This window comes from Streptomyces sp. NPDC037100 (assembly GCF_055606225.1).
Map to the genome: position 1 here is coordinate 149,216 of NZ_JBVJSX010000005.1, position 24,890 is coordinate 174,105.

A 24,890-nucleotide genomic window follows, 5' to 3' on the forward strand; every position below is an offset into this window, starting at 1 on the left:
GAGGTGACGGGTCACGGGGACGTGACCGGTACGCAGGAGGTGACGGGTCACGGGGACGTGACCGGTACGCAGGAGGTGACGGGTCACGGGGACGTGACCGGTACGCAGGAGGTGACGGGTCACGGGGACGTGATCGGTGCGCGGGACGGAACCGGGGACGCGGAGGTGCGGCATGCGGACTGACCTCGCCGTGATCGGCGCCGGACCGGCCGGACTCGCCGCCGCTCTGGCCGCCTCCGCGCGCGGTGTACGGGTCGTGCTCGTCGACGCCGCGACGCAGCCCGGCGGCCAGTTCTACCGACAGCCCGCCGCGGGACTCGGCGCCGGGCGGCCCGAGGCGCTGCACCACCGGTGGCGGACCTGGAAGCGGCTGCGGGACGGAATCGCCGGCAGTGCCGTGCGGGTCCTGACGGAACACCACGTGTGGTGTGTGGAGCGGACCCCGGAGAGTTTCACCGTGCACGCCCTGCTCGGGCCGGACCAGGAGGAGCCCGTCGAGGTGCACGCCCGGGCCGTGCTGCTGGCCACCGGCGGCTACGAGCAGGTGCTGCCCTTCCCCGGCTGGACCCTCCCGGGCGTCGTCACGGCCGGGGGAGCCCAGGCCATGCTCAAGGGCGGGCTCGTGGTGCCGGGGCGCCGAGCGGTGGTGGCCGGGACCGGGCCGCTGCTGCTGCCCGTGGCGACCGGGCTCGCCGCAGCCGGTGTCGAGGTCGCCGCGCTCGTCGAGTCGGCCGGCCCCGGGCGCCTCGCCCGGCACGCCCCCGCCCTGGCCGGCAAGCTCCCCGAGGGCGCCGGATACGCGGCCGGGCTGCTGCGCCACCGCGTCCCCGTCCTCACCCGGCACACCGTGGTCAGCGCCCACGGCGACGACCGGCTGACCGGCGTCACCGCCGCCGCCCTCGACACCGAAGGGCACGTCCGGCCCGGCACCGAACGGCGCCTGCCCTGCGACACCCTCGCCGTCGGCCACGGCATGCTCCCGCACACCGACCTCGCCGACAGCCTCGGCTGCCGTCTCGACGGACTCGCCGTGGCCGTCGACACCGAACAGCGCACGGACGTGCCCGGCGTGTGGGCGGCCGGCGAGGCCACCGGCATCGGCGGCGCCCCCCTCGCCCTCGCCGAGGGGCACATCGCCGGCTGCTCCGCGGCCGCCCACCTGCGCGGCACCGCCCCCGCCCCGGCGCCCGCCGCCCTCAAGGCCCGCACGAAGCTCGGACGTTCCGCCGCCGCCCTCGACTCCGCCTACGCACCCCCGGGGCACTGGCCCGAGCAGATCACCGACGACACCGTGATCTGCCGCTGCGAGGAGGTCACCGCCGGGGCCGTGCGCGAGGCCCTGGACCTCGGGGCGGGCGACGAACGCACCGTGAAGCTGCTCAGCCGGGCCGGGATGGGCTGGTGCCAGGGCCGGATGTGCGGCACCGCGATCGCCGCTCTCGCGGGCTGCGCACCCACCCCGGCCAAACGCCCGTTCGCCCGTCCCGTGCCGCTCGGCGTCCTCGCCCGGCAACACTCCCAGGAGGGACCGTCATGACCGAACACCGCCCCTGGCGCGGCGTCCTCGTCGCCACCGCGCTTCCGTTGAACGACGACCTCTCGGTGAACCACGACCGGTACGCCGAGCACTGCGCCTGGCTGGTCGACAACGGCTGCGACGGTGTCGTACCCAACGGCTCCCTCGGCGAGTACCAGGTGCTCACGCCCGAGGAGCGGGCCCGGGTCGTCGAGACGGCCGTCGCCGCGATCGGCGGGGAGCGCGTGATGCCCGGCGTCGCCGCCTACGGGGCCGCCGAGTCCCGCCGCTGGGCCGAGCAGGCCGGCGAGGCGGGCTGCCGCGCGGTGATGCTGCTGCCCCCGAACGCCTACCGCGCCGACGAGCGTGCCGTCCTCGCCCACTACGCCGAGGTCGCCCGGGCGGGCCTGCCGGTCGTCGCGTACAACAACCCGATCGACACCAAGGTCGACCTCGTGCCCGAGCTGCTCGCCCGGCTGCACGGCGAAGGGCACATCCAGGGCGTGAAGGAGTTCTCGGGCGATGTCCGCCGGGCCTACCGGATCGCCGAACTCGCCCCCGAACTGGACCTTTTGATCGGAGCGGACGACGTCCTGCTGGAGCTGGCCGTCGCCGGAGCCAAGGGCTGGGTCGCGGGCTACCCGAACGCGCTGCCCCGGTCCTCGGTCGAGCTGTACCGGGCCGCCGTCGGCGGCGACCTGGACACCGCGCTGCCCCTGTACCGGCAGCTGCATCCGCTGCTGCGCTGGGACTCCCGGGTGGAGTTCGTCCAGGCCATCAAGCTGTCCATGGACCTCGTCGGCCGCCACGGCGGCCCCTGCCGCCCGCCGCGGGTGCCGTTGCTGCCCGAGCAGGAAGCCGCCGTCCGAGCCGCCACCCAGAAGGCCGTCGCGGCCGGATCGAGCTGAGGACCATGCGCAGCAGACTCGTCCTGCACGCCGTCGACTCGCACACCGAGGGCATGCCGACCCGGGTGATCACCGGCGGCATCGGCACCATCCCGGGCGCCACCATGAACGAACGACGGCTGTGGTTCCGTGAACACCGCGACGACATCAAGCAGTTGCTGATGAACGAGCCCCGCGGCCACTCCGCCATGAGCGGCGCGATCCTCCAGCCGCCGACCCGGCCCGACTGCGACTGGGGCGTCGTCTACATCGAGGTCTCCGGCTATCTGCCGATGTGCGGGCACGGCACCATCGGTGTGGCGACCGTCCTCGTCGAGACCGGCATGGTCGAGGTCGTCGAGCCGGTCACCACCATCCGGCTCGACACCCCGGCGGGCCCCGTCGTCGCCGAGGTGGCGGTCGAGGACGGCGCCGCCCGGGCGGTCACCCTGCGGAACATTCCCTCCTTCGCCGTCGGCCTCGACCGCGAGGCCACCGTCGCCGACGGCCGGACGGTGACGTACGACCTCGCGTTCGGCGGCAACTTCTACGCCATCCTGCCGCTGGAGCGGTTCGGCCTGCCCTTCGACCGGTCCCGCAAGGACGAGATCCTCGCCGCGGGCCTGTCCCTCATGGCAGCCGTCAACGCCGAGGACCCGCCCGTCCACCCCGAGGACCCCTCCATCCGCGGCCTCCACCACGTCTACCTGGCCGCCCCGGGCTCGACCGCCCGCCACTCCCGGCACGCCATGGCCATCCACCCGGGCTGGTTCGACCGTTCGCCCTGCGGCACCGGCACCAGTGCCCGCATGGCCCAGCTGCACGCGCGCGGCGAACTCCCGCTGCACACCGAGTTCGTGAACGAGTCCTTCATCGGCACCCGCTTCACCGGCAGACTGCTCGGCACGACCGAGGTCGCCGGCCGCCCGGCCGTGCTGCCCAGCTTCACCGGTCGCGCCTGGGTCACCGGCACCGCCCAGTACCTGCTCGATCCGGAGGACCCGTTCCCGGCGGGATTCGTCCTGTAGACACCCCCACAAGCGCACACGAGAGGAACACCGACCGTCATGGCTCCGCAGCACACCCCCGCCCTGCCCGTGCTGGGCAGCAGGAAGCCCAGCCACCGGGAGCGGGTCGCGGACGCGCTGCGGGCCGCCCTGATCGCCGGTGAACTGCGGCCCGGCGAGGTCTACTCGGCCCCCGGCCTCGCCGCCCGCTTCGGCGTCTCCGCCACGCCGGTGCGCGAGGCCATGCTCGACCTGGCCAAGGAGGGTCTGGTCGACACCGTGCCCAACAAGGGCTTCCGGGTCACCGCCGTCTCCGAGCGGCAGCTCGACGAGTACACCCACATCCGGGCGCTGATCGAGATTCCCACGACGGCGGAACTGGCCCGCACGGCCGACCCGGCGGCCCTGGAGGCGCTCCGTCCGGTCGCCCGGGAGATCGTCGCCTCCGCAGCGGCCGGCGACCTCATCGCCTATGTCGAGGCCGACCTGCGCTTCCACCTCGGCCTGCTGGCCCTCGCAGGCAACGGCCACCTCGTCGACGTCGTACGCGACCTCAGACGCCGCTCCCGCCTCTACGGCCTGACGGCGCTCGTGGAACAGGGGAGGCTGGAGGCGTCGGCCGAGGAGCACCTGGAGATCCTTGAAGCGCTGCTCGCCCGCGACGAGGAGGCCGTACGCGCCGTGATGTCCCGGCACCTGGGGCACGTGCGGGGCCTGTGGGCGGCACCCTGAACAGCCGGACGCCACCCTGAACAGCCGTGCGCCACCTGTTCAACGGCCTCGTTTCGCCGCCTGGACCTGCTCGTACACCCGGGTCCGCAGCTCGGCGAAGCGCGGGTCCACGCGCGTGTGCAGCTGGTCCCGCTCGGCCGGCAGATCGACCTTCATCTGCTCCTGGACGACGGTGGGGGAGTCCGACAGCACGAGCACCCGCTCGCCGAGGTACACGGCCTCGTCGATGTCATGGGTGACGAACAGGATCGTGATCCCGCGCTCCCGCCACAACCGCCTCACGAGGTCCTCCAGTTCGGCCCGGGTCTGGGCGTCCACCGCCGCGAACGGTTCGTCCATCAGCAGCACCTCGGGCTCGTACGCCAGCGCCCGCGCGATGGCCACCCGCTGCTGCATGCCGCCCGACAGCTGCCACGGATATGCTCCGGCGGCGTCCGCGAGCCCCACCGACTCCAGCGCGTCCGCGACCAGTGCGCGGCGCCGCTCCCGGCCGAGCCTCTTCTGCTTCAGGGGCAGTTCGACGTTCTGCCCGACCCGCATCCACGGGAACAGGCTGCGGCCGTACTCCTGGAACACGAACGCCATGCCGGGCGGCGGCCCGTCCACCGGGCGGCCCGCGAGCCGCACCTCACCGGCCGTGGGGGCGAGCAGACCGCCGACGCACTTCAGCAGGGTCGTCTTGCCGCAGCCCGACGGCCCGACGAGACAGACCAGTTCCCCCGCGGCCACGCTGAAGGTCAGATCGCGCACCGCCTCGGTCCGCCGCCCGGAACCCTCGTAGACCTTCCCCAGGCCGTGTACGTCGAGCATGGAGCGCCCTTTCGCGAGGTTCACGGGGACCGCCGGCCGGACTCGCGCAGGCCGTGGTACCAGCCGAGGACCCGCCGCTCGGCCAGCCCGAAGAGCACCGAGAGGAGGAAGCCGAGCAGACCGAGCAGCAGGATCCCCGTCCACATGTCGGGGATGGCGAAACCGCGCTGGAACTGCACGATGGTGAAGCCCAGGCCGTTGCTGGCCGCGAACATCTCGCTGATCACCATCAGGATGATCCCGATCGACAGCGCCTGGCGCAGGCCCGCGAAGATCTGCGGGCTCGCCGAGCGCAGCACCACGTCCCGCAGCCGGGCCACGCCCGTGATGCCGTACGAGCGGGCCGTCTCGGCCAGCACCGGGTCGACCGCGCGGACGCCCTCGACCGTGTTGAGCAGAACCGGCCAGACACAGCCGCTCGCGATCACCGCGACCTTCATCGTGTCGCCGATCCCGGCGAACAGCATGATGACCGGCACCAGGACCGGCGGCGGCACCGCCCGCAGAAACTCCAGCACCGGCTCGCACAGCGCCCGCACCCGCCGCCAGGAGCCGATGACGGTGCCGAGCGCCACCCCCGCGACGGCCGCCGCGGTGTAACCCGCCGCGAGCCGCAGCACGCTGGGCAGCACGTCCCCGCGCAGCCGCTCGCCCGTCCAGACGTCCGGGAAGGCGCCGAAGACGGTGCGCAGCGGCGGCCAGTAGACGTTCGTGCTGCCGGCCGACGCCACCCACCAGACGGTCACCAGCACCGCGGGCAGGGCGAGTGCGCACACCAGCCGCAGCAGGGCCCTCCGCCAAGCTCTCGACGTCGCTCGACCAGGGGGGACCCCCATCACACCGCCACCTCCCCGCGCACCGACGGGTGCCAGGCCAGCGCCCGCCGCTCCACCGCCCTCGCCCCCACGTTGATCAGCAGCCCGAGCACCCCGGTCACCACGATCAGCGCGTACATCTCCGGCACCGCCTGCGAGGTCTGCGCCACCGCGATCCGGGCCCCCAGCCCCGGGGCGCCGATGACCAGTTCGGCGGTGACGGCGAGGATGAGCGCCACGGCGGCGGCCAGCCGCACCCCGGTCATGACGTACGGCAGCGCCGTCGGCCACAGCAGGTGCCGGATCCGCGCCCAGGCACCCAGGCCGTACGAGCGTGCCGTCTCCTCCGCGACCGGGTCGACGTCCCGCACGCCGTACAGGACCTGGATCAGCACCTGCCAGAACGAGGCGTACACGACCAGCAGCAGGACCGAGCGCAGTTCCGTGCCGTACAGCAGCACCGCCAGCGGGATCAGCGCGACCGACGGGATGGGCCGCAGGAACTCGATCGTCGAGGCCGTCACCTCGCGCAGCCACGGCACCACGGAGATCACCACGCCCGCGACGACACCCGCGCTCACCGCGATCGCCAGGCCCAGCGCCCAGCCGGTGAGGGTGTCGCCGAGCGCCGACCAGAAGGCGGTGTCGGAGAGTTCGCGGCCGAGCGCGCCGGCGATGCGGCCGGCCGGCGGGAAGTGCTCCTCGTCGACCAGGCCGAGCCGCGGCACCGCCTCGCCCAGGAGGACGAACACGGCGAACCCGGCCGCGCCGAGGGCCGCGTCGGAGCCCCTCACGGCAGCAGCTCGTCCAGGTCCGGCGCCCTGTCGAACAACCCGTCCCGCTCGCCGAGTTCGGCCAGCCGCTCGATCGACGGCCGGTCCGGCTCGGCCGGATAGCGCGGCAGGGTCAGCTTCTCCAGCAGGGTGGCGGGGATCTTCGTGTAGGTGGTGAGGATCCGCCGGACCTCCTCGGGGTGGCTGTCGGCGTACTTCAGCGACTCGGCGGTCGCCTCCTGGAACTTCCTCACCAGTTCCGGGTTCTTGCCGGCGAACTGCTCGGAGGTGAAGTACATGGCGACGGTGAGGTCCGGTGACACGTCGTGGAAGTTCGAGGCGATCTCCTTGCCGCCCGCGGCCTTCACGGTGGCCAGGGCGGGCTCCGGGGTGCAGGCCGCGTCGACCTGCCCGCCGTCCAGCGCGGCCGGCATCCGGTCGAAGGGCATCTCGACGAACTCCACCTTCGAAGGGTCGCCGCCGTCCTTGCGCACGGACTCCCTGATCGAGGTGTCGCAGATGTTGTTGAGGGTGTTGACCGCCGCCTTCTTGCCCTCCAACTGTTTGGCGGAGGTGAGGGGGGACCCCTTCCCGACGGTGATGGCGGCGAAGTCGGCACCGCCCCGGCCCGTCGACGCGGCACCGTTCGCCACAGCCTTGACGGGCACGTTCTTGGACCGGGCGACCAGCAGCGACGTGGTGTTGCTGAAGCCGAACTGGAACTGGCCGGACATGACTCCGGGCACGATCGCGGCCCCGCCCTGGGCCGGTACCAGCTCCAGTTCGAGGCCGCGATCGGCGTAGAAGCCCTGCTTCTCGCCCAGGTAGACGGGTGCGACGTCCAGGACGGGAACGACACCGACCTTGACGGTGGTGGTTGCGCCCGACGAGCCGGCCGTGTCCTTCCCGCCGGGGTCGGACGAGCCGCAGGCGGTGACGGCGGCCAGGACGGACCCGGCCATGAGACCGGCGAGCAGGCGACGCATGGCTCCCCCTGTGGGACCGGCTGAGGTGCTCCGACAGGCTGTGCGCAGGCAGTACGGAAGTGCTCAGCGGGAACCTAGAGCCCGCCCGGAGCCATGGTCAATGCACGTGCGGTGAAGGCTTGTTGAAACCAGCACCTTCGGGTCAAAGGTCCAGCACGAGCCGCCCGCCGCGGCAGCGGGACACACAGATGAGCATCGTCTCGCCCGCCGCGCGCTCGTCCTCGGTCAGCACCGAGTCGCGGTGGTCGGGCTCGCCGTCCAGGACGTCGGTCTCGCACGTGCCGCAGGTGCCCTCGGTGCAGGAGTACAGGACCTCGACCCCGGCGCCGCGCACGGCGTCGAGCACGGACACCTCCGGCGCGACGGTGAGCGTTCTGCCGCTCCGCGCCAGCTCCACCTCGAACGCGGTGTCGCCTGCGGTCTCCTGCTCCTTCGGCTGGAAACGCTCGACGCGCAGGACCCCGGACGGGCAGCGGGCCTCGACGGCGTCCAGCAGTGGCCCCGGACCGCAGCAGTAGACGAGCGTGCCCTCGGGTACGTCGTCCAGCACCGAGGGCAGGTCCAGCAGGCCCGTCTCGTCCTCCGGGGCGAACGTCACGCGGTCCCCGTAGCGGCCGAGTTCCTCGCCGAACGCCATGGATCCGCGGGTGCGCCCGCCGTACAGCAGCGTCCACTCGGCGCCCGCCGCCTCCGCCGCCGCCAGCATCGGCAGGAGCGGCGTGATGCCGATGCCGCCGGCGACGAAGCGGTAGCGGGGGGCGGGTTCCAGGCGGAAGTTGTTCCGGGGCCCGCGCACCCGAACCTCGGCGCCCTCGCCCAGCTGTTCGTGCACATGGGCCGAGCCGCCCCGCCCGGCGGGCTCGCGCAGCACCGCGATCCGCCAGGCCGACCGGTCCGCCGGATCGCCGCACAGCGAGTACTGCCGTTCCAGGCCGGGCCCGAGCAGCACGTCCACGTGGGCGCCCGGCTCCCAGGCCGGGAGCGGCTCGCCCAGCGGATGGCGCAGGGTCAGGGCGAGCACTCCCTCGGCGGCCAACTCCCGTCGCTGGATGATCAGTTCGGCCTCGTACACGGTCATGAGCCGGCCCCTCGCGGTTCGTCGTCGCTCACATGCCCCTGCGGGTGGGCGAGCATCCACTCCCACATCTCGACCGGGTCCTGCGCGGTGTGCTCACGGCCGCAGTGGCACGTGCCGTGCAGCACGTCGGTGCCGGGCACCCAGTCGATGCGGTAGATCTCGCCGGTCGGAGCCGTCACCGGACCCCCTCCACGGGCTTGTCGCCCTGTTCCACCAGCCGGGCGAGGATGCGGCGGGCGGCCAGGCCGCCGGTGTCGATGTTGATGCTCAGCTCCTGGTAGCCGGTGCGCTCGGTGCCGAGCGTCCTTTGCAGCAGGTTGAGCGCGGTGACGTCCTGCATGACGACCGTGTGGTTGTTCCCGCGCAGGAACTCGGTGACCTCCGCATCGTCCGTGGCCCAGTCGCGCGAGACGGCCCAGAAGTCGTACACCTTGCCGTCGCCCGACGGCGTGATCGCGTACGTGATCTCGGTGTGGAAGCCGTTCGGATCGCTGCCGTCCGCCTCGGGCAGCACCCCGACCGGGGCGATACGGCTGTGCAGCAGATACAGGCACGGCGCGTGGTACTCGATGTCCTGCCAGCGGGTGATCCGGCCCTCGATGCCGGTGGACTTGGCGTAGAACGGCGGGCACTCGGCGTCGTCCATGTGCCGGCTCACCCGGACGATTCCGGCGCCCTCGTCGACCTCGGTGGTGATCGGCGTCTCGGCGACCTCGGGGGTGCCGATGTATCCGCCGTGCAGATACGTCTCGTGGGACAGGTCCAGGAGGTTGTCGACGAGCAGCCCGTAGTCGCAGTCGATGGGCTCCATGCCGCGCACCGTGACCCAGCCGGGGGAGTCCAGGTGCCGGGCCCGGGGGATGGTCTGCGGGTCGGCGAGCGCCGGGTCGCCGATCCACACCCAGATCAGCGAGTCCTGCTCGACGACCGGGTAGGAGGCGACCCGGGCGGTGCGCGGCACCCGCTTCTGGCCCGGCACGTACACGCACGTGCCGGTCGTGTCGTACGTGAAGCCGTGGTAGCCGCACACGATCCGGTCCCCGTCCAGGCGCGTCGGCGCCTCGGACAGAGGGTAACGGCGGTGCACACACCGGTCGTGCAGGACGACCGGCGTGCCCTCCTCCTCCGTCCGGTAGAGCACGAGCGTCTCACCGAGGATCGTCCGGCCGAGCAACTCCCGCCCGACCTCGTGACTGTAGGCGGCGACGTACCACTGGTTCCTGGCGAAGGCGGTCATGTGAGGCATGGGGTTCCCGTCCCTGTCGGCGGGGCGTCGTCGCCCCGCGTGCCGTGGTTGGACTTAGCGTCCTGACGGCCCCGGTCACCGCGCAAGGCGGCTTCTGCCAGACGGAAGGGATTCGGAAAAAGGGCTGGTCAGGGCGTAGGCCCATCTTTTGGTGATCACCGGTACGGTTAACGGCGTGGCGCTGCCGGCCAGGTCGCTCCCGAGGAATCCGAAGACGGCCCGGGCACCTGGATCACGCTGCTCGTGATCGTCAGCGGCATCGGCGTGGTCTTCCCGGCCGGCATGAGCATCGGCCAGGCGTTGCCGGGCGGCCCGGTGCCGCGTCCGCTCCTGGGCGGCCGGTAGTTCCTCCTCGGGGCCCTCGCCTCAGCGCTGATGGGATTGTTCGGGGAGGACGGAGAAGACCGTCACCTCGCGGGCGTAGAGGACGAATGAGTGTGACCGGTCGTAGAAGCCGCCGGTCTCGGCGGAGTGCTCCCGCAGTGCGCGTTCGTAGGGCGGGAAGTGGGTCAGGGCGTCGTCCGGGGAGTCGTAGTACAGGGCGGCGACTCCTTCGTACGCGGGCCTGTCCCGGCCGCCGAAGTGGCGCAGTGCCTGCTCGGCCCCCGGGGCCCGGCGGTGCTGGACGTAGCCGCGCAGGGCCTTGGTGTGAGGCTCCTCCTTGGAGAGTGCCTCCTCGTGCGCGGACAGCCATCGCTCGGTGAAGGTGTCGAGGTCCAGCCCTTCCGGCCTGCGCAGGAAGTGCAGCACCTTGACCGGGTCCGCGTCCGGGGCGGGTTCCGGCGGGGGCATCAGGACCACGGGGGTGGTCAGCAGCGCCACGGCACTGGGCATGTCGTTGAAGTTGGCGCCGTCGGGGCCGATGACCTCGCGTGAGTACGGGTCGGACATCGTGGCGGCCAGGGCCTCCATGTCCTCGAAGTACAGCTCGGTGACGTTGTCCCGGGCGAAGTCGGTCACGTAGGCCGGGTCCTCCTCGCTGCCGAAGGACGAGTCGAACACGTGGTTCTGGAGGTAGCGGCGAATCTGCAGGGGATTGGCTGCCGCCAGTGATCCGTGGACATCGTGCACGTACCGCAGGAACGCCCGGTGCGTCATGCCTGGTTTGCGGCGGATCGCGGCGATCAGGTTCAGCATGGCTGCTCTCCAGCGGGAAGAGGAGGTGACCGGCATCGCGGGGGGAGGGGAGGAGGTCCGCGATGCCGGCCGCGTACGGGGTTCTCGTGGTGAATCCGGCCGGTCAGCCGGCCGGCTGCTGGATCGGTTCCGCAACGGCCACCGTCCGTCGGCGACGGGCGGCGAGGGCGAGTGCGGCCGCGGCGACCGCCCCGGCGAGGGCGAGGACGCCCATGGCGCCCGCCAGGCCGCCGGCAGCAGGGGCGAGGGCGAGCACCACCAGGGGGCAGAGGAACTGGCCGAGGAAGAAGGAGCCCGTCCACAGGCCGGTGCCCCGGCCGCGGTCGGCGTACGCGAGCTTGGACATGGCGAGGGTGAGCAGGCTCGGCAGCATGATGCCGCCGCCGAGGCAGTTGATCACGGCGCCGATGGTCAGGACGACGGGGTTCGGGGCGAGCCAGACCACCGTGAAGCCGACCGCGCACAGGGCGAAGGCGGTGGGCAACCAGGCCTGCGGGCTGCGGCCGGCCTTGGCGAAGACAACGGCGCCGATCACGATCGCGGCACTGGAGACGGCCGTGGCCAGTCCGATCATGCCGGGGTCGGTCACGCCCATGTCGTCCAGGAGGAAGGCCATCTCCACCTGGAGGGTGTAGAAGAGAACCGCGCCGAACACGGTCAGTGCGCAGGTCCCGGCCAGTGGTCGCCACGGGAAGGGCCGCTTGGCCGTCGGCTCCGGGGCGGAGGGGGAGGGGGTGTGCTCGCGGGCGGCCGGGCGGGGCTGGGGCAGGAAGGCGGCCATGGCGGGGGCGAGCAGCAGACTCACGGCGTACGCCCAGAACGGTGTGCGCCAGCCCGCCGAGCCTGCCGCGCCGCCCAGGACGAAGAAGGCCGTCGCGGAGATCGCGGCGCACATCGTCTGCAGGGCGAGATAGCGATCGCGCTGCCGGCCGGAGTAGTAGTCGCCGATCAGCGTGGTGCAGCAGGTCATGATGGCGGCCTCGACGATGCCGACGAGGGCCCTGCTGACGACGATCGCGCCGAGGGATTCCAGCCACAGCGGGGCGGTGCCGAGGATCGCGTACAGCACGGTGGCGATGATCAGCAGGCGTTTGCGGCCGAGCCGGTCGACGATGACGCCGGCGAAGGGGGCCAGCAGCGCCAGGGAGAGGGCGGGGATCGTCAGGGCCATGGGGACCAGTGCGTCGACGCCCGGCACCTTCGCGAAGTGGTCGTGCATCTGCGGCAGGACGGGGGCGATGAGCACCGCGCCGAGGATGGGCAGGCAACTGCCGGCCATCAGCAAGGTGATGCGCAGCCGGTGTCCGGGACCGGTGACGATGTGCTCGGACGTGTCGTCCGTGACGGCCGCGGCCGGGGACGGGGGCATGGGAGCGGGCATGCTGGAACTCCACCTGGCGTGTCGGACGGGGAAGGGGCGCGGCCACCTTGGTGAGGCCGGCCGGTGCACCGGCAGGATCGGGACCTCGGGCACCGATGACTGTCGTCATGTCGCGAAGGGCCGGTTTGCCGGGCGCCTGCGCCGACCCGGCAGTGGTGAGGAGTGCGGCTCCGGCGCCGGGTTGAGATGACTATGAGGGACGGGGCAGGTCCTGCCTAGCCCTCGTCCGATCGAGATCGAAGATGGGGATCATCCAGGTCCTGGATGCCGCGCGCAGGGAGCGGGTGTCCGCCACGTGTCCGCCATGTCCGTTCCGCGGCGCAACGGCGTCGGAGCTACTCCGTGGCGGAGATACGCCCGGGCGTGGACTCCGCCAGCTCCGCGCCCACCCGCGCGGCGGTCTCGCGCAGCCAGACGTGGGCCGCGTCGTGGGTGTGGACCGGGTGCCACCACATCGCTTCCTGCAGGGGGACCGCTTCGTAGGGCGGGTCCATGACGCGTACGGCCGCCACCCCGTCCACCAGCTCGGCCAGGCGCCGCTGCACCAGGGCGATGCGCCGGGTGCCGGCGACCAGGAACGGCAGCACCTGGAAGCTGTCGACGGAGACCTCGACGAGGGGGTCGACGCCGAGCATGCTCAGCTGGCGGGCGGCCGGGGCGTCGTAGGCGCGCTGGTAGATGACCCAGGGCAGCCGGGCCAGGTCGGCCATGGTCAGCCGCTCGCCGACCTCGTCGTTGTCCTCGGCGACGAGGAAGACCCAGCGGTCGGCGAACAGCTCGACGGTGGGGAAACCGCTGATGACGCCGTACGGCATCAGCAGCCCGTCGGCCGTGCTGAGCAGCGTCGCGGTGTCCTCCGTGACCTCGGGCGGGGTCCGCTGGAAGCGCAGCCGTACCCCCGGCGCCTCGGTGTGCACGGTCCGGGCGAGTTCGGCGCCGAACACGGCGAGGGCGTAGTCGGAGGTGAGCAGGGTGAACTCGTGCTCCTCGCTGCCCGGGGCGAAGTCGGCCCTGCTGCTGAAGACCCTTTCCAGCAGGTCGCAGGCGGTGGCGGTGCGGTCGAGCAGGGCGCGGCCGAGGGCCGTCAGTTCGTACTGTCCGCCGACGCGGGAGAGCAGTTCGTCGTCGAAGTGGCGACGCAGGCGGGCCAGGGCCGCGCTCATCGCCGGCTGGCTGAGCCCGACGCGCTGCCCGGCGCGGGTGACGTTGCGTTCCTCCAGCAGGGCCCGCAGGGACAGGACGAGATTGAGATCGAGGCCGTAGAGGGACACGACGCCTCCAGAACGAGGCCGCACGAGGCAGCGACATTTGCGCGGCGGATGATCAGCATTCAAAGAATCGATTTCTCAGATTACGGGATGCCGGGCCAGATTGGTCCCACCGCAATCTGGAGGACATTCCCGTGAAACCCGCAGCCCCCTCCGCGTCCTTCGCCGGACCCTTTGCCCTCGGCACCCTCTCCGCCCCTGACCAGGCAGCTTTCCCCGGTCTGGTGATCCCTGGGGGACGCGTGACGGACCTTCGCACCGCCCTCGGTGACCCCGCTCTGACGACCCGGGAGATCTTCGAACGCTGGGACGAGGTGCTCCCGCGTCTGCGCGCTCTGGCGGCGGACGCGACCGGCGACACCTGGCAGCCGCTCGACGGACTGGGGGTGCACGCCCCCGTCGAGCCTCGCCAGGTATTCCAGTCCGGCGCCAACTACCGGCAGCACGTGATCGACCTGGAGGTCGCCCACCGCGCGCCCGACGACCCGCGCACGGTGGAAGAGGCGCGGGCGGAGATCGCCGCGGTCATGGACCGGCGGGCGGCGGAGGATCTGCCGTACGTGTTCACCGGGCTGCCGAGCGCCATCACCGGGCCGTACGACGATGTCGTCCTGCCCGGGTGGGCGCGGCAGCCGGACTGGGAACTGGAGTTGGCGGCGGTCATCGCCAGGCCGGCCCACCGGGTGCCGGTCGAGAAGGCGCTGGAGTACGTCGCCGGGTACACGATCGCCAACGACCTCACCGACCGCGCCACCGTCTTCCGCCGGGACATGAAGGCCATCGGCACCGACTGGCTGCGCAGCAAGAACGCGCCCGGCTTCACGCCGCTCGGGCCCTGGATCGTGCCGGCCGAGTCGATCGCCGACCCCGGGGACCTGCGGGTCATGCTGAAGCTGAACGGCGAGACCATGCAGGACGAGTCCACCAAGGACATGCTCTTCGATGTCGCGCGGCTGGTGTCGTACGCCTCGCAGACCGCCCAACTCCTCCCTGGGGACCTCGTGTTGACGGGCAGCCCGGCCGGCAACGGTATGCACTGGGGCCGGCTGCTGCAGGGCGGCGACGTCATGGAGGGCTCCATCACCGGGCTGGGCGTGCAGCGCACCCGATGCGTCAAGGAGACACCGTGAACCGGCACGACCCCGAGGGCTCGATCGCCGAGGCCGCCAAGGCGTACTCCAACTGGGGCCGCTGGGGCGAGGACGACGTGCTCGGCACCCTGAACTTCCTCGACGAGGCCAAGCGCCGTGAGGGTGCCGCACTGGTGCGTCGGGGCGTGAGCTTCTCGCTGGCGCAGCGGTTCGACATGAACGGGCCGCAGAAGGGCTGGCGCAGGCGGACCAACCCCGTGCACACGATGCTCGACACCGGCACCGACGCGGCCCTGGGCAACCAGGGGTTCCCGCACGGCATCGGCGGCGCCGACGACGTGATCGCGATGCCGTTGCAGTGCTCCACGCAGTGGGACGGGCTCGGGCACATCTTCGACCACGGCAAGGCGTGGAACGGGCGGGACGCCGAGAAGGTCGTCACCTCCGACGGCGACCTGGTCACCGGCATCGAGCACATGGCGCCGTACGTCGCCGGGCGCGGGGTGCTCCTGGATGTGGGCCGAGTGGTCGGCTCCGAGGGCGAGTTGCCCGACGGTTTCGCGATCACCGAGGACCACCTGACCGCGACCGCCGAAGCCCACGGAGTAGTGGTCGGCCGCGGTGACATTGTCCTGGTACGAACCGGTCGGCTGGCCCGCGCCCGGCGCGAGGGCTGGGGCGACTACGCGGGCGGCGACTCGCCCGGCCTGTCGTTCACCACGGCCGACTGGCTGCACCGTACCGAGATCGCCGCGATCGCCACCGACACCTGGGGCTTCGAAGTGCGGCCCAACGAGTTCGAGGGCGCCTTCCAGCCGCTGCACCAGGTCGCCATTCCCAACATGGGCCTGCTCATCGGCGAGATGTGGGACCCCGACGCGCTCGCCGAGGACTGCGCGGCCGACGGCGTGTACGAGTTCTGGCTCACCGCCGCGCCCCTTCCCATCACCGGAGCCGTCGGCTCCCCCGTCAACCCGGTCGCCGTCAAGTGACCCGACGCGTGACCCGGCCCACGAAGGAGTTGGCCATGGCAGCACCAGCACCAGCACCACACAGAACCGTCCTGGTCATCGGGGGCGGCACCGCCGGCAACGCACTGACCGTCCTGCTGCGGCGGGCGGGCATCGACGTCGACCTCGTCGAGGTCAAGCCCGACTGGAACGTGCGCGGCTCCGGCATCACCCTCCAGGGCAACGCCCTGCGCGTGCTGCGGGAGCTCGGCGTCTGGGGCGAGGTCCGCGAGCACGGCTTCGGCTTCGACTCCCTGGGCCTGACCACGCCCGACGGCACAGTGCTCCACGTCAACCAGGACATCCGCACCGGAGGGGACGACCTCCCGGCCACCCTGGGCATGCAGCGCCCGGTCCTCCAGCGGATCCTCACCGACGCCGTACGGGCATCCGGGGCGCGCGTCCGGCTGGGCACCACCGCCGAGACGCTCACGCAGGACGACACCCATGTCACCGTCCGCTTCAGCGACCGCACCGAGAGGCGTTACGACCTCGTCGTCGCCGCCGACGGCCTGAACTCGGCGACCCGCGCCGCCATCGGCATCGACGACAAACCCGAGCCGACCGGCATGGCCATCTGGCGAGCCCCGGCCCCCCGCCCGGCGGGCGTCACCCGCAGCGACCTCGCCCACGGCGGCCCCTGCTACATCGCCGGCTACACACCCACCAGCAAGGACACCCTCTACGCCTACCTGGTGGAGCCGGTCCGGGACCGCGCCACGATCCCGCCCGAGTCCTACGCCGACGAGATGCGCCGTCTCGCCGAGAGCTACGGCGGCGCCTGGGACGAGATCCGCGCGTCGATCACCGACCCGGCGCAGGTCAACTACACCTGTTTCGACCGCATGCTGGTCGAGGGCTCCTGGCACCGGGGCCGGGTCGTCCTCGTCGGTGACGCCGCCCACTGCTGCCCGCCCACGATGGCTCAGGGCGCGGCGATGTCCCTGGAGGACGCCTGGGTGCTGTCCCAGCTGCTGGCCGGCGGGGCGGACTGGGACGAGGACCTGCTCAGCCGCTACTACGAACGGCGGATCGACCGGGTCCGGCTGGTCGTCGACGCGTCCGTGCAGATCGGTCAGTGGCAGCTGGACGGCGTGCAGGGCGACCTGCCCGGACTGATCGGCGCCGCCATGACCGCGCTCAAGGAACTCCCGTGACGGCACCCACGGTCGACGTGCACGCGCACGTCCTGCTCCCCGAGGTCGACGCCCTGGTGGCCGACCTGCCCGGCCTGGCGGAGGCGAGGGCGCTGGACGCCCGACGTAACGGCCCAGCCGCCCTCGCCGTCAACGGCCCCATGGTGCGCGAGCGCATCGCCCGGCTGACCGACGTCACGGTACGGCTGGCCGCGATGGACGCGCACGGCGTCGACCTCCAGCTGGTCAGCCCGTCACCGTCGCACTACCTCTACTGGGCGGACGAGAAGACGGCCGAGAAGCTGTACCGGCTGGCCAACGAGGCCACGGCCGCGCACTGCGCCCAGGCGCCCGAGCGGTTGCACGGCCTGGGACTCGCGCCCCTCCAGCACCCGTCGATGGCCGTGGACGCCCTGGAACATGCCCTGGAGCAGGGCCTGTCGGGTATCGAGATCTCCAGCCACGCGCCCGGACGGGAGCTGTCGGATCCGGCGTACGAACCCTTCTGGGCCATGGCGGAGACGACCGGCGCGATCCTCTTCCTGCACCCCTTCGGCTGCACCCTCGACGAGCGGCTGGACCGGTGGTACCTGTCCAACACGGTCGGCCAGCCCACCGAGAACGCCGTGGCGCTGTCCCATCTGATCTTCTCCGGCGTCCTGGACCGCCATCCGGGCCTGAAACTGATCGCCGCGCACGGGGGCGGCTATCTCCCCACCCACATCGGCCGCTCCGACCACGCCTGGCAGGCCCGCTCCGACGCGGGCGCGGGCTGCGCCCAGCTGCCCAGCAGTTATCTCAAGCGCCTGTATTTCGACTCGCTGGTCCACGACCCGTACGTGCTGCGGGAGTTGATCCGCGTCGCCGGTGCCGACCGGGTGCTGCTCGGCTCCGACTTCCCCTTCGACATGGGCACCGAGGACCCGGTCGGCGCGCTGCGGGCCGCGCGGCTGACCGACGCCGACTTCGACGCCGTACGAGGCGGCAACGCCGCCGCCCTGCTCTCCAAGGAGTGACACCATGCGCCTGCTCACCCACCTCCGGCACGTCGACCTCGCCGTGCCCGACTACGACAAGCAGCTCGACTTCTACGCCGGCGTCTGGGGCCTGACCAAGGTCGCCGAGGACTCCGGCATCTCCTTCCTGGCCGCCGAGGGCTCCCCCGAGCAGTACGTCGTACGGCTGCGCAAGGCCGACGAGAAGCGGCTGGACCTGGTCTCCTACGGCGCGGCTTCGGCGGCCGATGTGGACACCCTCGCCGAGCAACTCCTCGCCGGGGGAGTGCGGTTGACCTCTCAGCCGGGCAAGGTCGACACACCCGGCGGCGGCTACGGCTTCCGCTTCTTCGACGTCGACGGCCGCACCATCGAGGTCTTGGCCCAGGTGGACGTACGGCAGCATCGCAGGATCGAGGAGAAGGAGTCGATCCCGGTGAAGCTGTCGCACGTGGTCCTCAACTCCCCTGATCTGAACCGGACTCGGGAGTGGTACGAGCGCCACCTGGGCTTCCGGCTCTCCGACACCCTGTCCTCACCCCACATGGGCGAGGTCATGCACTTCATGAGGATCAGCAACCAGCACCACTCCATGGCCATCGCCCAGGGCCCGCACACCTCCCTGCACCACGTCTCCTTCGAGATGCGCGGCCTGGACGAGTACATGCGCGGCTCAGGACGGGTGATGCGGGCGGGCTTCAAGAAGGTCTGGGGGCCGGGCCGGCACATGGCCGGGGACAATACCTTCACCTACTTCCTGGACCCGCACGGCAACACCGTGGAGTACACGACCGAGTTGGAGGTCCTGGACGAGGACACCTGGCATCCGCACGTCTACGACTTCTCCCGGCCCGAGGTCACCGACCAGTGGGGCACGGCGAACCCGATGAACGAACTCATCGCCAAGGAGTCGTTCAACGACGTCGACCGCGGCTGCTTCGTCGCCCCGCCGGTGTAAGGGGCACACCGTCATGCGCATCGCCACTTATCTGTACGGGGGCCGCCGTCACTGCGGTGTCGTGGAGGACGACGTCGTACGGGCCTTTCCGGACGGCACGTCACCGGTCGAGGCCCCAGGGGTCGCCCCCGTGGGCCCGGCCGTCCCGCTCGCGGACGTGCGGCTGCTCCCGCCGCTCGAGCCACCCACCGTGCGGGACTTCGTCACCTTCGAGGAGCACGTCGAAGGCGTACGGCGATCCGTCGACGGTGTCGGCGCAGGCGGGGTGCCCGAGGCCTGGTACGACGCGCCGACCTTCTACTTCACCAACCCGTACGCGATCATCGGCGCCCACGACGACGTGCCGGTGCCGCCCGGGTCGAACGTGCTCGACTTCGAGCTGGAGGTCGCCGCTGTCATCGGCAGGCAAGGGCGGGACCTCACACCCGAGCAGGCGCGCGACCACATCCTCGGCTACACGATCTTCAACGACTGGTCCGCCCGCGACCTCCAGTCCCGCGAGATGCAGGTCCGCCTCGGCCCGTGCAAGGGCAAGGACACGGCCGCCACCCTCGGCCCGTACGTGGTCACCGCCGACGAGCTGGAGCCGTACCGGGACGCCGACGGTTTCCTGCGCCTGGCCCTGACCGCCTCGGTGAACGGCGAGGTGGTCGGCAAGGACCTGCTGTCCAACATGAGCTGGACCTTCGAGGAGATGGTCGCCTACGCCTCGCGGGGCACGGTGGTACGCCCGGGCGACGTGCTCGGCTCGGGCACATGCGGCAACGGCGGCTGCCTGGCGGAGCTGTGGGGTCTGCGCGGTGAGCAGTCACCGACGCCGCTGAAGCCCGGGGACACCGTCACGCTCACCGTCGAGGGCATCGGCACCGTCTCCAACACCGTGGTCGCGGGGGCCGATCCGGTGCCGCTGCCGGCCGCCCGCCGCCGCACCCGGGAGCGGCCGTGACCGACCCGCACCCCAAGCCGCTCCTCGGCAAGGTCGTCGTCGTCACCGGCGCCGCGCGCGGCCAGGGCGCCGCCGAGGCCGAAGCCCTCAGGCGTGAGGGTGCCCGCGTCATCGCGACCGATGTGGAACCCGTGGGCGACTGCCGCCGTCTCGACGTCACCAGCGACAAGGAGTGGGCCGCACTGGCGGCGGAACTGCGGGAGGAGCACGGCCAGGTCCACGGCCTGGTCAACAACGCGGGCATCACCTGGCGGGCCCGCGTCGGCGAGGTGCGGCCGGAGGACTTCGACCGTGTCCACGCGGTCAACGTCACCGGGCCGCTCCTCGCCATCCAGCATCTCGCCCCGCTGATGCCGCCCGGTTCGTCCATCGTGAACGTCGGCTCGGCCGCCGCCCTCACCGGCCACTACCCGGTCGCGTACACCGCCAGCAAATGGGCCCTGCGCGGCCTGTCGAAGTCCGCCGTCACGGAACTCGGCCCGCGCGGTATCCGCGTGAACACCATCCATCCCGGCTTCATCGAGACCGAGATGACCGCCTCGGCCGCGCCCGCCTTCCGCGAGGCCAATGTCCGTGAGACCCCGCTGGGCCGCACCGGCACGGTCGACGAGGTCACTCCGCTGGTGCTGTTCCTGCTCTCCGACGAAGCCTCCTTCATCACCGGCGCCGAGATCCCCGTCGACGGTGGCCTCACCGCGCACGGCGGCGCCAAGTCCATCTCCGACGCACTGCGTCCGGGGGCATCGTGAGGCGGCTGGACGGCAAGGTGGCCCTGATCCCGGGAACGGCCCGAGGGCAGGATCGGGCGGCGGCTCTGCGTTTCGCGGCCGAGGGCGCGCTCGTCATCGGCGACGACCTGCGGAGCCTGTGGATGCTCTGATGGGGCGCGGCTTCCCGGTACTGCGTTCTTCCCGGGGCCCGGGAAGACGCCGACGCCTTCACAGAACCCTGCTGAACGCGGCAGTCCGAGGCCCGTTCGCCGGTCCGGCACCGGCTCGGTGCGGCTACCCGGTCGCGGCTGAGGCCGGTGCGTCCTCCAGGCCGGGCGCTGCCTCGCCGGGCAGCCGGGCGAGGGCGAGGCGCAGGAACGCCTGGGCGGCGGGTGACGTCGGGGCCGGGTCGCGGTGGGCGAGGGCCAGGGGCTGGAGTGCCTGGGGGTCGTCGAGGCGCAGGACGCAGTCGGCGTGGTCGGCGGGGACGATGGCCTCGGCCACCGGCCGGGGCACCACGGTCACGCCGATGCCCTCGAACGCCAGCGAGGCGAGGTCTCCGGCACTGCGCAGCGCGCACACGCCCCGGCGGCGGGCCCGCGCACGGTCGAACGCGGCGTCCACCTGGGCGCGCAGTCCGGTGTCGGGACCGCACTCGAGGAAGCGCTCGTCGGCCAGTTGTGCCAGGTCCGTGACGCTGGTTCCGCGCAGGCGGTGCTGACGGCCCACCACGGCCACCAGCGGCACCAGGCGCAGCAGGTGGTGGGCGATGCCCGGGGGCAGCTGGTGCTCGTGCAGAGCGATGACGGCGACCTCGAGTTCGCCGGTCAGCAACTGGGCGGCGGCCTCCACTCCGTCGGCGTCGGAGAGGGTGACCTCGACGGCGGGGTAGGCCTCCTGGTAGTCCCTCAGCAGGCCGAGCTGGTCGATGTCGCCGGCCGTGAGGGTGACCGAGCCGATGCGCAGCCGACCTCGCACGGGTCCGTCGAGGGAGGCGATCTCGGCGTGCATCTCCTGCACCGCCTTGAGCACGCGGCGCGCGCAGGCGACGAAGGTCTGCCCGGCCTGGGTCAGCCGGACGCTGCGGCTCGTCCGTTCGAACAGCCGGGCCCCGAGCTCGCGTTCGAGCTGGGTGATCTGGTGGCTGAGTCCGGACTGCCCGATGCGGCAGCGCGCCGCGGCCCGGGTGAAGTTGAGCTCGTCGGCGATGGCAACCGCGTACTCCATCTGCCGCAGATCCATCGCAATCTCCGATCATTGCATGCGTGTTTCAGTGTTGGACGCCGAAGACACACCGGGGACATCATGGCCAGTACGAGCTGATCAGCTCGGTCTCGCTGGATTCTTCGACATCTGGTCTCGCGGCAAAGTGCTACGGCCGAGAGTCATCGATCACATTCTTCGCTTGATCCAACCTTGCCACAGGGGAGACAGTCATGGCCACTGCAGCGACGCAGTACAGCGGAACACCCGGACAGCAGCCCGTGGGCACCCAGGCGCCTCCGGAGACCATGCAGTGGCCGGACACGCCGAAGTTCCGGGGGTTCTTCGCTCCGTCGCGGATCGAGGCGGACGTCTACGACCTGGAGGTCGAGGGCAGTATCCCCCCGGAGCTGTCGGGTGCCTTCTACCGTGCGGCAGCGGACACCCAGTACCCGCCGCGGTTCCCGAACGACGTGTACATCAACGGCGACGGCATGATCCACATGGTGCGGCTCGACAACGGGCACGCGGATCTCAAGACCCGCTACGTCCACACCCAGCGCTTCGAGCTGGAACGCGCGGCCCGCCAGGCCCTGTTCGGTGCCTACCGCAATCCCTACACCGACGACCCGTCCGTCGCGGGTATCGACGACGGCAACGCCAACACCTCGATCATCTGGCACGCCGGCAAGCTGCTCGCGCTCAAGGAGGCGGCCCTCCCCTACGAGCTGGACCCGGTCACCCTGGAGACCCGGGGCGTTTACGACTTCTCCGGCCAGATCCCGGGGCGTACCTTCACCGCGCACCCCAAGCACGACCCGCGCACCGGTGAGCTGATCGCGTTCGCGTACAACGCCAGCGGCCTGCCGGACCGGCAGATCCACATCTACGAGATCTCCGCCGAGGGCAAGGTCACCCGCTCCCAGACCTTCGAGGTGCCGTACTCGTCGATGGTGCACGACTGGCTGGTCACCCGGGACCACCTCGTCTTCACCATCTCGCCCATGGTCGCCGACCCGGAGCAGCTCAAGCGGGAGGCCCAGTACTTCGTCTGGGACCCGAACCAGGAGACGTACGTCGCGATCATCCCGCGTGAGGAGGGTGTGCGCGGCATCCGCTGGTTCCGCAGCGAACAGCTCATGGAAACGCACTCGCTGAACGCCTGGACGGACGGCGACACCCTGATCGCCGACCACTTCACCACCGGGTCCGGGTGGTTCTCCCAGTTCCCGAAGACGACCGTGGGCCCGCTGCAGGAGCTCCCGCCGTTCCTGCACCGCTGGACCTTCGACCTCAAGGGCGGCGCGCCGCACTGGGACGACGCCACCGACACCTACACGAGCGAACAGCTCATCGCCTCGCCCGGCGACATGCCCCGCGTCGACCCCCGCATCCTGATGGAGAAGAACCGGCACGCCTGGGTCGGCGGCATGGACCCAGACGAGCCGATGTGCGAGACCGGGCCCATGGGCCCGCCGTTCAACTCCCTCATCCACCGCGACGACCACACCGGCGAGACGACCTTCTGGGCCCCGGGCGAGCACGCCGCGCCCGAGGAGCCGGTGTTCGTGCCGAAGTCGGCCGACGCCGACGAGGGCGAGGGCTACCTGCTCGCACTGGTCGGCCGCCGCGACCAGAACCGCCACGACCTGGTCGTCCTCGACGCCCTCGACGTCGCCGCCGGCCCGATCGCCACCGTGAAGATCCCCTTCCGGCTCCGGTACGGCTTCCACGGCACCTGGGTCCCCGGCAGCGAGCTGAGCAAGTGAGCGGGACCATGCGACTCACCAGGTGTGGCCATGCCTGCATCCGGCTGGAGCGGGACGGTGTCGTCATCGTCATCGATCCCGGTGTCCACTCCGACCCGCGAACCCTCGACGGTGCCCACGCGGTGCTCGTGACGCACGAGCATGTGGACCACTTCGCCGAGCCCGAGCTGCGCTCGGCGGCCGAGGCCGACCCCGCCCTGCGGATCTGGGCGAACCGTTCCGTGGCGGACCGGCTGGACGGGCTCGGTGGCGGCCGGGTCACCGTCGTGGGTGACGGGGACGCCTTCGACATCGACGGCATCGACGTCGAGGCGCACGGCGAACTGCATGCCCCGACCCACCCGGACCTGCCGCGTGTCACCAACGTCGGCTTCCTCGTGGACGGCCCCCACGGCGGCCTCTTCCACCCGGGCGACGCGTTCACCGTTCCCACGCGCCCGGTCGACACGCTCCTCGTGCCTGTCCACGGCCCGTGGTCCAAGACGGGCGAAGTCATCGACTACGTCCGCGAGATCAGCCCCCGGCGGGCCCTGTCCATCCACGACAGCGGTCTCAGCGAGGACGGAAACACGTTGACGGACGGCCTGCTCACCGCGGGCATACGAGACTCCGCCACCGACTACCTGCGGGTGGCGGCCGGAGCCGGGATGGAGCTCGCATGACGGGCTGGCTGGGACTGGAGGAGCGCCGCGCGCTCGTCATCGGGGCCGGAGGTCTGGGCACCGCCTGCGCCCGGGGCCTGGCCGAGGCCGGAGCACGACTGCTGATCGTCGACGCGGACGAGACCAGGCTCAAGGCCCTGCGCGACGATCCGGCCCTCGCGGGCGCCGACGTACGGACCCTCACCGCGGACCTGACGTCGTCCGAGGCGTGCGAGCGGGTGGTCACGGAGGCGGCCCGCGAACTGGGCGGCCTGGACGTGCTGGTGCACGCCGTCGGAACGAACGACCGGCGCCCCGTCGTCGACACCCCGGACGAGGTGTGGGACCGGATCATCACCCTGAACCTGTCCAGTGCCTTCTGGACCGGGCGGGCCGCGGGCCGGCTGATGCGCGAGTCCGGCTCCGGCCGCATGGTGTTCCTCTCCTCCGTCTCCTCCCTGCTCGCCCACCGCCACCACGCCCCCTACGCGGCGTCCAAGGGAGGCCTGGACCAGCTGGTGAAGGTCATGGCCCGCGAATGGGCCGCCGACGGCGTCACCGTCAACGCCGTGGGCCCGGGCTACACCGAGACCGAGCTGACGCGTGCGTACCTGGAGAAGCCGGGGATGCGCGAGGAGATGACGAGCCTGGTCCCTGCCGGGCGCCTGGGCACACCTCAGGACGTGGTCGGCGCCGTGCTGTTCCTGGCCTCCGCCCGCGCGTCGTTCGTCACCGGACAGGTCCTGTACGTGGACGGCGGCCGGACGCTCGTCTGACGTCCGTGAACCTCCCTTG

The 24,890-nt window shown here is 71.7% G+C and carries 26 protein-coding genes and 1 pseudogene; 16 read left to right on the top strand and 11 right to left on the bottom strand.

Annotation, left to right across the window (positions count from 1 at the left end; translation table 11 throughout):
* From ACZ7EG_RS18115 to ACZ7EG_RS18135, 5 genes and pseudogenes are all read left to right on the top strand, one after another.
* Window positions 1–183, top strand: a pseudogene (locus tag ACZ7EG_RS18115) (hypothetical protein); the annotation flags it as partial.
* A complete protein-coding gene (locus tag ACZ7EG_RS18120) occupies window positions 173–1,537 on the top strand; it encodes an FAD/NAD(P)-dependent oxidoreductase (RefSeq protein ID WP_471079192.1) in 1,365 nt (454 codons plus the stop codon). The pseudogene ACZ7EG_RS18115 and the gene ACZ7EG_RS18120, both read left to right, overlap by 11 nt.
* Window positions 1,534–2,424, top strand: coding sequence for a dihydrodipicolinate synthase family protein (locus tag ACZ7EG_RS18125; protein ID WP_471079194.1), 891 nt, complete (start codon window positions 1,534–1,536; stop codon window positions 2,422–2,424). The genes ACZ7EG_RS18120 and ACZ7EG_RS18125 overlap by 4 nt, the downstream gene beginning before the upstream one ends.
* A gap of 5 nt (window positions 2,425–2,429) precedes the next feature.
* Window positions 2,430–3,431: a proline racemase family protein gene (locus ACZ7EG_RS18130; protein WP_471079197.1), complete on the top strand. Its 1,002-nt coding sequence runs from the start codon at window positions 2,430–2,432 to the stop codon at window positions 3,429–3,431.
* A gap of 39 nt (window positions 3,432–3,470) precedes the next feature.
* Window positions 3,471–4,142, top strand: coding sequence for a GntR family transcriptional regulator (locus tag ACZ7EG_RS18135; RefSeq protein WP_471079199.1), 672 nt, complete (start codon window positions 3,471–3,473; stop codon window positions 4,140–4,142).
* A 39-nt stretch (window positions 4,143–4,181) separates the two neighbouring features.
* On the opposite strand, the gene ACZ7EG_RS18140 is transcribed toward ACZ7EG_RS18135, so the two are convergent.
* From ACZ7EG_RS18140 to ACZ7EG_RS18185, 10 genes are all read right to left on the bottom strand, one after another.
* Window positions 4,182–4,952 carry an ABC transporter ATP-binding protein gene (locus ACZ7EG_RS18140; RefSeq protein ID WP_471079202.1) on the bottom strand — a complete coding sequence of 257 codons (771 nt, stop codon included), beginning with the start codon at window positions 4,950–4,952 and terminating at the stop codon, window positions 4,182–4,184.
* A gap of 20 nt (window positions 4,953–4,972) precedes the next feature.
* A complete protein-coding gene (locus tag ACZ7EG_RS18145; protein WP_471079205.1) occupies window positions 4,973–5,788 on the bottom strand; it encodes an ABC transporter permease in 816 nt (271 codons plus the stop codon).
* A complete protein-coding gene (locus tag ACZ7EG_RS18150) occupies window positions 5,788–6,561 on the bottom strand; it encodes an ABC transporter permease (RefSeq protein WP_471079208.1) in 774 nt (257 codons plus the stop codon). Before ACZ7EG_RS18150 ends, ACZ7EG_RS18145 begins: the two co-directional genes overlap by 1 nt.
* Window positions 6,558–7,526 carry an ABC transporter substrate-binding protein gene (locus ACZ7EG_RS18155; protein ID WP_471079211.1) on the bottom strand — a complete coding sequence of 323 codons (969 nt, stop codon included), beginning with the start codon at window positions 7,524–7,526 and terminating at the stop codon, window positions 6,558–6,560. The genes ACZ7EG_RS18150 and ACZ7EG_RS18155 overlap by 4 nt, the downstream gene beginning before the upstream one ends.
* A 142-nt stretch (window positions 7,527–7,668) precedes the next feature.
* Complete coding sequence (locus tag ACZ7EG_RS18160; RefSeq protein WP_471079214.1) at window positions 7,669–8,604, bottom strand: PDR/VanB family oxidoreductase; 936 nt, start codon at window positions 8,602–8,604, stop codon at window positions 7,669–7,671.
* Complete coding sequence (locus ACZ7EG_RS18165) at window positions 8,601–8,783, bottom strand: hypothetical protein (protein ID WP_033307662.1); 183 nt, start codon at window positions 8,781–8,783, stop codon at window positions 8,601–8,603. The genes ACZ7EG_RS18160 and ACZ7EG_RS18165 overlap by 4 nt, the downstream gene beginning before the upstream one ends.
* Window positions 8,780–9,850, bottom strand: a complete 1,071-nt coding sequence (locus ACZ7EG_RS18170; protein WP_471079218.1) for a Rieske 2Fe-2S domain-containing protein — start codon at window positions 9,848–9,850, stop codon at window positions 8,780–8,782. Before ACZ7EG_RS18170 ends, ACZ7EG_RS18165 begins: the two co-directional genes overlap by 4 nt.
* 366 nt (window positions 9,851–10,216) lie before the next feature.
* Window positions 10,217–10,987 carry an EthD domain-containing protein gene (locus ACZ7EG_RS18175; protein ID WP_471079221.1) on the bottom strand — a complete coding sequence of 257 codons (771 nt, stop codon included), beginning with the start codon at window positions 10,985–10,987 and terminating at the stop codon, window positions 10,217–10,219.
* A 103-nt stretch (window positions 10,988–11,090) separates the two neighbouring features.
* Window positions 11,091–12,368 (bottom strand): MFS transporter, encoded by a 1,278-nt coding sequence (locus tag ACZ7EG_RS18180; protein ID WP_471079224.1) that lies wholly within the window; start codon window positions 12,366–12,368, stop codon window positions 11,091–11,093.
* A 335-nt stretch (window positions 12,369–12,703) separates the two neighbouring features.
* The gene (locus tag ACZ7EG_RS18185) at window positions 12,704–13,639 is read right to left on the bottom strand and encodes a LysR family transcriptional regulator (RefSeq protein WP_471079226.1); all 936 of its coding nucleotides are present in this window, start codon (window positions 13,637–13,639) and stop codon (window positions 12,704–12,706) included.
* A 131-nt stretch (window positions 13,640–13,770) separates the two neighbouring features.
* On the opposite strand from ACZ7EG_RS18185, the gene ACZ7EG_RS18190 reads away from it, so the two are divergent.
* The 8 genes from ACZ7EG_RS18190 to ACZ7EG_RS18225 are packed head-to-tail and all read left to right on the top strand — an operon-like array spanning window position 13,771 to window position 20,652.
* On the top strand, window positions 13,771–14,766 hold the full coding sequence (locus ACZ7EG_RS18190; protein ID WP_471079229.1) for a fumarylacetoacetate hydrolase family protein: 996 nt from the start codon (window positions 13,771–13,773) through the stop codon (window positions 14,764–14,766).
* A complete protein-coding gene (locus ACZ7EG_RS18195; protein ID WP_471079232.1) occupies window positions 14,745–15,719 on the top strand; it encodes a cyclase family protein in 975 nt (324 codons plus the stop codon). The genes ACZ7EG_RS18190 and ACZ7EG_RS18195 overlap by 22 nt, the downstream gene beginning before the upstream one ends.
* Window positions 15,720–15,754: 35 nt before the next feature.
* The gene (locus ACZ7EG_RS18200; protein ID WP_471079235.1) at window positions 15,755–16,894 is read left to right on the top strand and encodes an FAD-dependent oxidoreductase; all 1,140 of its coding nucleotides are present in this window, start codon (window positions 15,755–15,757) and stop codon (window positions 16,892–16,894) included.
* On the top strand, window positions 16,891–17,889 hold the full coding sequence (locus tag ACZ7EG_RS18205; protein WP_471079238.1) for an amidohydrolase family protein: 999 nt from the start codon (window positions 16,891–16,893) through the stop codon (window positions 17,887–17,889). Before ACZ7EG_RS18200 ends, ACZ7EG_RS18205 begins: the two co-directional genes overlap by 4 nt.
* Before the next feature lie 4 nt (window positions 17,890–17,893).
* Window positions 17,894–18,826 carry a VOC family protein gene (locus ACZ7EG_RS18210; RefSeq protein WP_471079241.1) on the top strand — a complete coding sequence of 311 codons (933 nt, stop codon included), beginning with the start codon at window positions 17,894–17,896 and terminating at the stop codon, window positions 18,824–18,826.
* Window positions 18,827–18,839: 13 nt separating this feature from the next.
* Complete coding sequence (locus tag ACZ7EG_RS18215; protein WP_471079244.1) at window positions 18,840–19,772, top strand: fumarylacetoacetate hydrolase family protein; 933 nt, start codon at window positions 18,840–18,842, stop codon at window positions 19,770–19,772.
* The gene (locus ACZ7EG_RS18220) at window positions 19,769–20,521 is read left to right on the top strand and encodes an SDR family NAD(P)-dependent oxidoreductase (protein ID WP_471079248.1); all 753 of its coding nucleotides are present in this window, start codon (window positions 19,769–19,771) and stop codon (window positions 20,519–20,521) included. The genes ACZ7EG_RS18215 and ACZ7EG_RS18220 overlap by 4 nt, the downstream gene beginning before the upstream one ends.
* Entirely contained in the window at window positions 20,518–20,652 is a 135-nt protein-coding gene (locus tag ACZ7EG_RS18225; RefSeq protein ID WP_471079251.1) for a hypothetical protein, read from the top strand. Before ACZ7EG_RS18220 ends, ACZ7EG_RS18225 begins: the two co-directional genes overlap by 4 nt.
* A gap of 124 nt (window positions 20,653–20,776) precedes the next feature.
* On the opposite strand, the gene ACZ7EG_RS18230 is transcribed toward ACZ7EG_RS18225, so the two are convergent.
* Window positions 20,777–21,724 carry a LysR family transcriptional regulator gene (locus ACZ7EG_RS18230; RefSeq protein WP_471079254.1) on the bottom strand — a complete coding sequence of 316 codons (948 nt, stop codon included), beginning with the start codon at window positions 21,722–21,724 and terminating at the stop codon, window positions 20,777–20,779.
* Window positions 21,725–21,918: 194 nt separating this feature from the next.
* Between ACZ7EG_RS18230 and ACZ7EG_RS18235 the strand changes: the two genes are divergently transcribed.
* From ACZ7EG_RS18235 to ACZ7EG_RS18245, 3 genes are read left to right on the top strand one after another with little or no spacing between them, the layout of a single operon-like run.
* Window positions 21,919–23,454 carry a carotenoid oxygenase family protein gene (locus tag ACZ7EG_RS18235; RefSeq protein ID WP_471079257.1) on the top strand — a complete coding sequence of 512 codons (1,536 nt, stop codon included), beginning with the start codon at window positions 21,919–21,921 and terminating at the stop codon, window positions 23,452–23,454.
* 8 nt (window positions 23,455–23,462) lie between these two features.
* Entirely contained in the window at window positions 23,463–24,116 is a 654-nt protein-coding gene (locus ACZ7EG_RS18240) for an MBL fold metallo-hydrolase (protein ID WP_471079260.1), read from the top strand.
* Window positions 24,113–24,871: an SDR family NAD(P)-dependent oxidoreductase gene (locus ACZ7EG_RS18245; protein WP_471079263.1), complete on the top strand. Its 759-nt coding sequence runs from the start codon at window positions 24,113–24,115 to the stop codon at window positions 24,869–24,871. Before ACZ7EG_RS18240 ends, ACZ7EG_RS18245 begins: the two co-directional genes overlap by 4 nt.
* Window positions 24,872–24,890 lie beyond the last annotated feature (19 nt).

Coding starts and splice junctions, on each gene's coding strand:
- ACZ7EG_RS18145 (WP_471079205.1), bottom strand. CDS start 5,788: ATGGGGGTCCCCCCTGGTCGAGCGACGTCGAGAGCTTGGCGGAGGGCC.
- ACZ7EG_RS18180 (WP_471079224.1), bottom strand. CDS start 12,368: ATGCCCGCTCCCATGCCCCCGTCCCCGGCCGCGGCCGTCACGGACGAC.
- ACZ7EG_RS18245 (WP_471079263.1), top strand. CDS start 24,113: ATGACGGGCTGGCTGGGACTGGAGGAGCGCCGCGCGCTCGTCATCGGG.
- ACZ7EG_RS18155 (WP_471079211.1), bottom strand. CDS start 7,526: ATGCGTCGCCTGCTCGCCGGTCTCATGGCCGGGTCCGTCCTGGCCGCC.
- ACZ7EG_RS18200 (WP_471079235.1), top strand. CDS start 15,755: ATGGCAGCACCAGCACCAGCACCACACAGAACCGTCCTGGTCATCGGG.
- ACZ7EG_RS18140 (WP_471079202.1), bottom strand. CDS start 4,952: ATGCTCGACGTACACGGCCTGGGGAAGGTCTACGAGGGTTCCGGGCGG.
- ACZ7EG_RS18210 (WP_471079241.1), top strand. CDS start 17,894: ATGCGCCTGCTCACCCACCTCCGGCACGTCGACCTCGCCGTGCCCGAC.
- ACZ7EG_RS18235 (WP_471079257.1), top strand. CDS start 21,919: ATGGCCACTGCAGCGACGCAGTACAGCGGAACACCCGGACAGCAGCCC.
- ACZ7EG_RS18230 (WP_471079254.1), bottom strand. CDS start 21,724: ATGGATCTGCGGCAGATGGAGTACGCGGTTGCCATCGCCGACGAGCTC.
- ACZ7EG_RS18120 (WP_471079192.1), top strand. CDS start 173: ATGCGGACTGACCTCGCCGTGATCGGCGCCGGACCGGCCGGACTCGCC.
- ACZ7EG_RS18135 (WP_471079199.1), top strand. CDS start 3,471: ATGGCTCCGCAGCACACCCCCGCCCTGCCCGTGCTGGGCAGCAGGAAG.
- ACZ7EG_RS18170 (WP_471079218.1), bottom strand. CDS start 9,850: ATGCCTCACATGACCGCCTTCGCCAGGAACCAGTGGTACGTCGCCGCC.
- ACZ7EG_RS18160 (WP_471079214.1), bottom strand. CDS start 8,604: ATGACCGTGTACGAGGCCGAACTGATCATCCAGCGACGGGAGTTGGCC.
- ACZ7EG_RS18215 (WP_471079244.1), top strand. CDS start 18,840: ATGCGCATCGCCACTTATCTGTACGGGGGCCGCCGTCACTGCGGTGTC.
- ACZ7EG_RS18175 (WP_471079221.1), bottom strand. CDS start 10,987: ATGCTGAACCTGATCGCCGCGATCCGCCGCAAACCAGGCATGACGCAC.
- ACZ7EG_RS18130 (WP_471079197.1), top strand. CDS start 2,430: ATGCGCAGCAGACTCGTCCTGCACGCCGTCGACTCGCACACCGAGGGC.
- ACZ7EG_RS18195 (WP_471079232.1), top strand. CDS start 14,745: ATGCGTCAAGGAGACACCGTGAACCGGCACGACCCCGAGGGCTCGATC.
- ACZ7EG_RS18125 (WP_471079194.1), top strand. CDS start 1,534: ATGACCGAACACCGCCCCTGGCGCGGCGTCCTCGTCGCCACCGCGCTT.
- ACZ7EG_RS18240 (WP_471079260.1), top strand. CDS start 23,463: ATGCGACTCACCAGGTGTGGCCATGCCTGCATCCGGCTGGAGCGGGAC.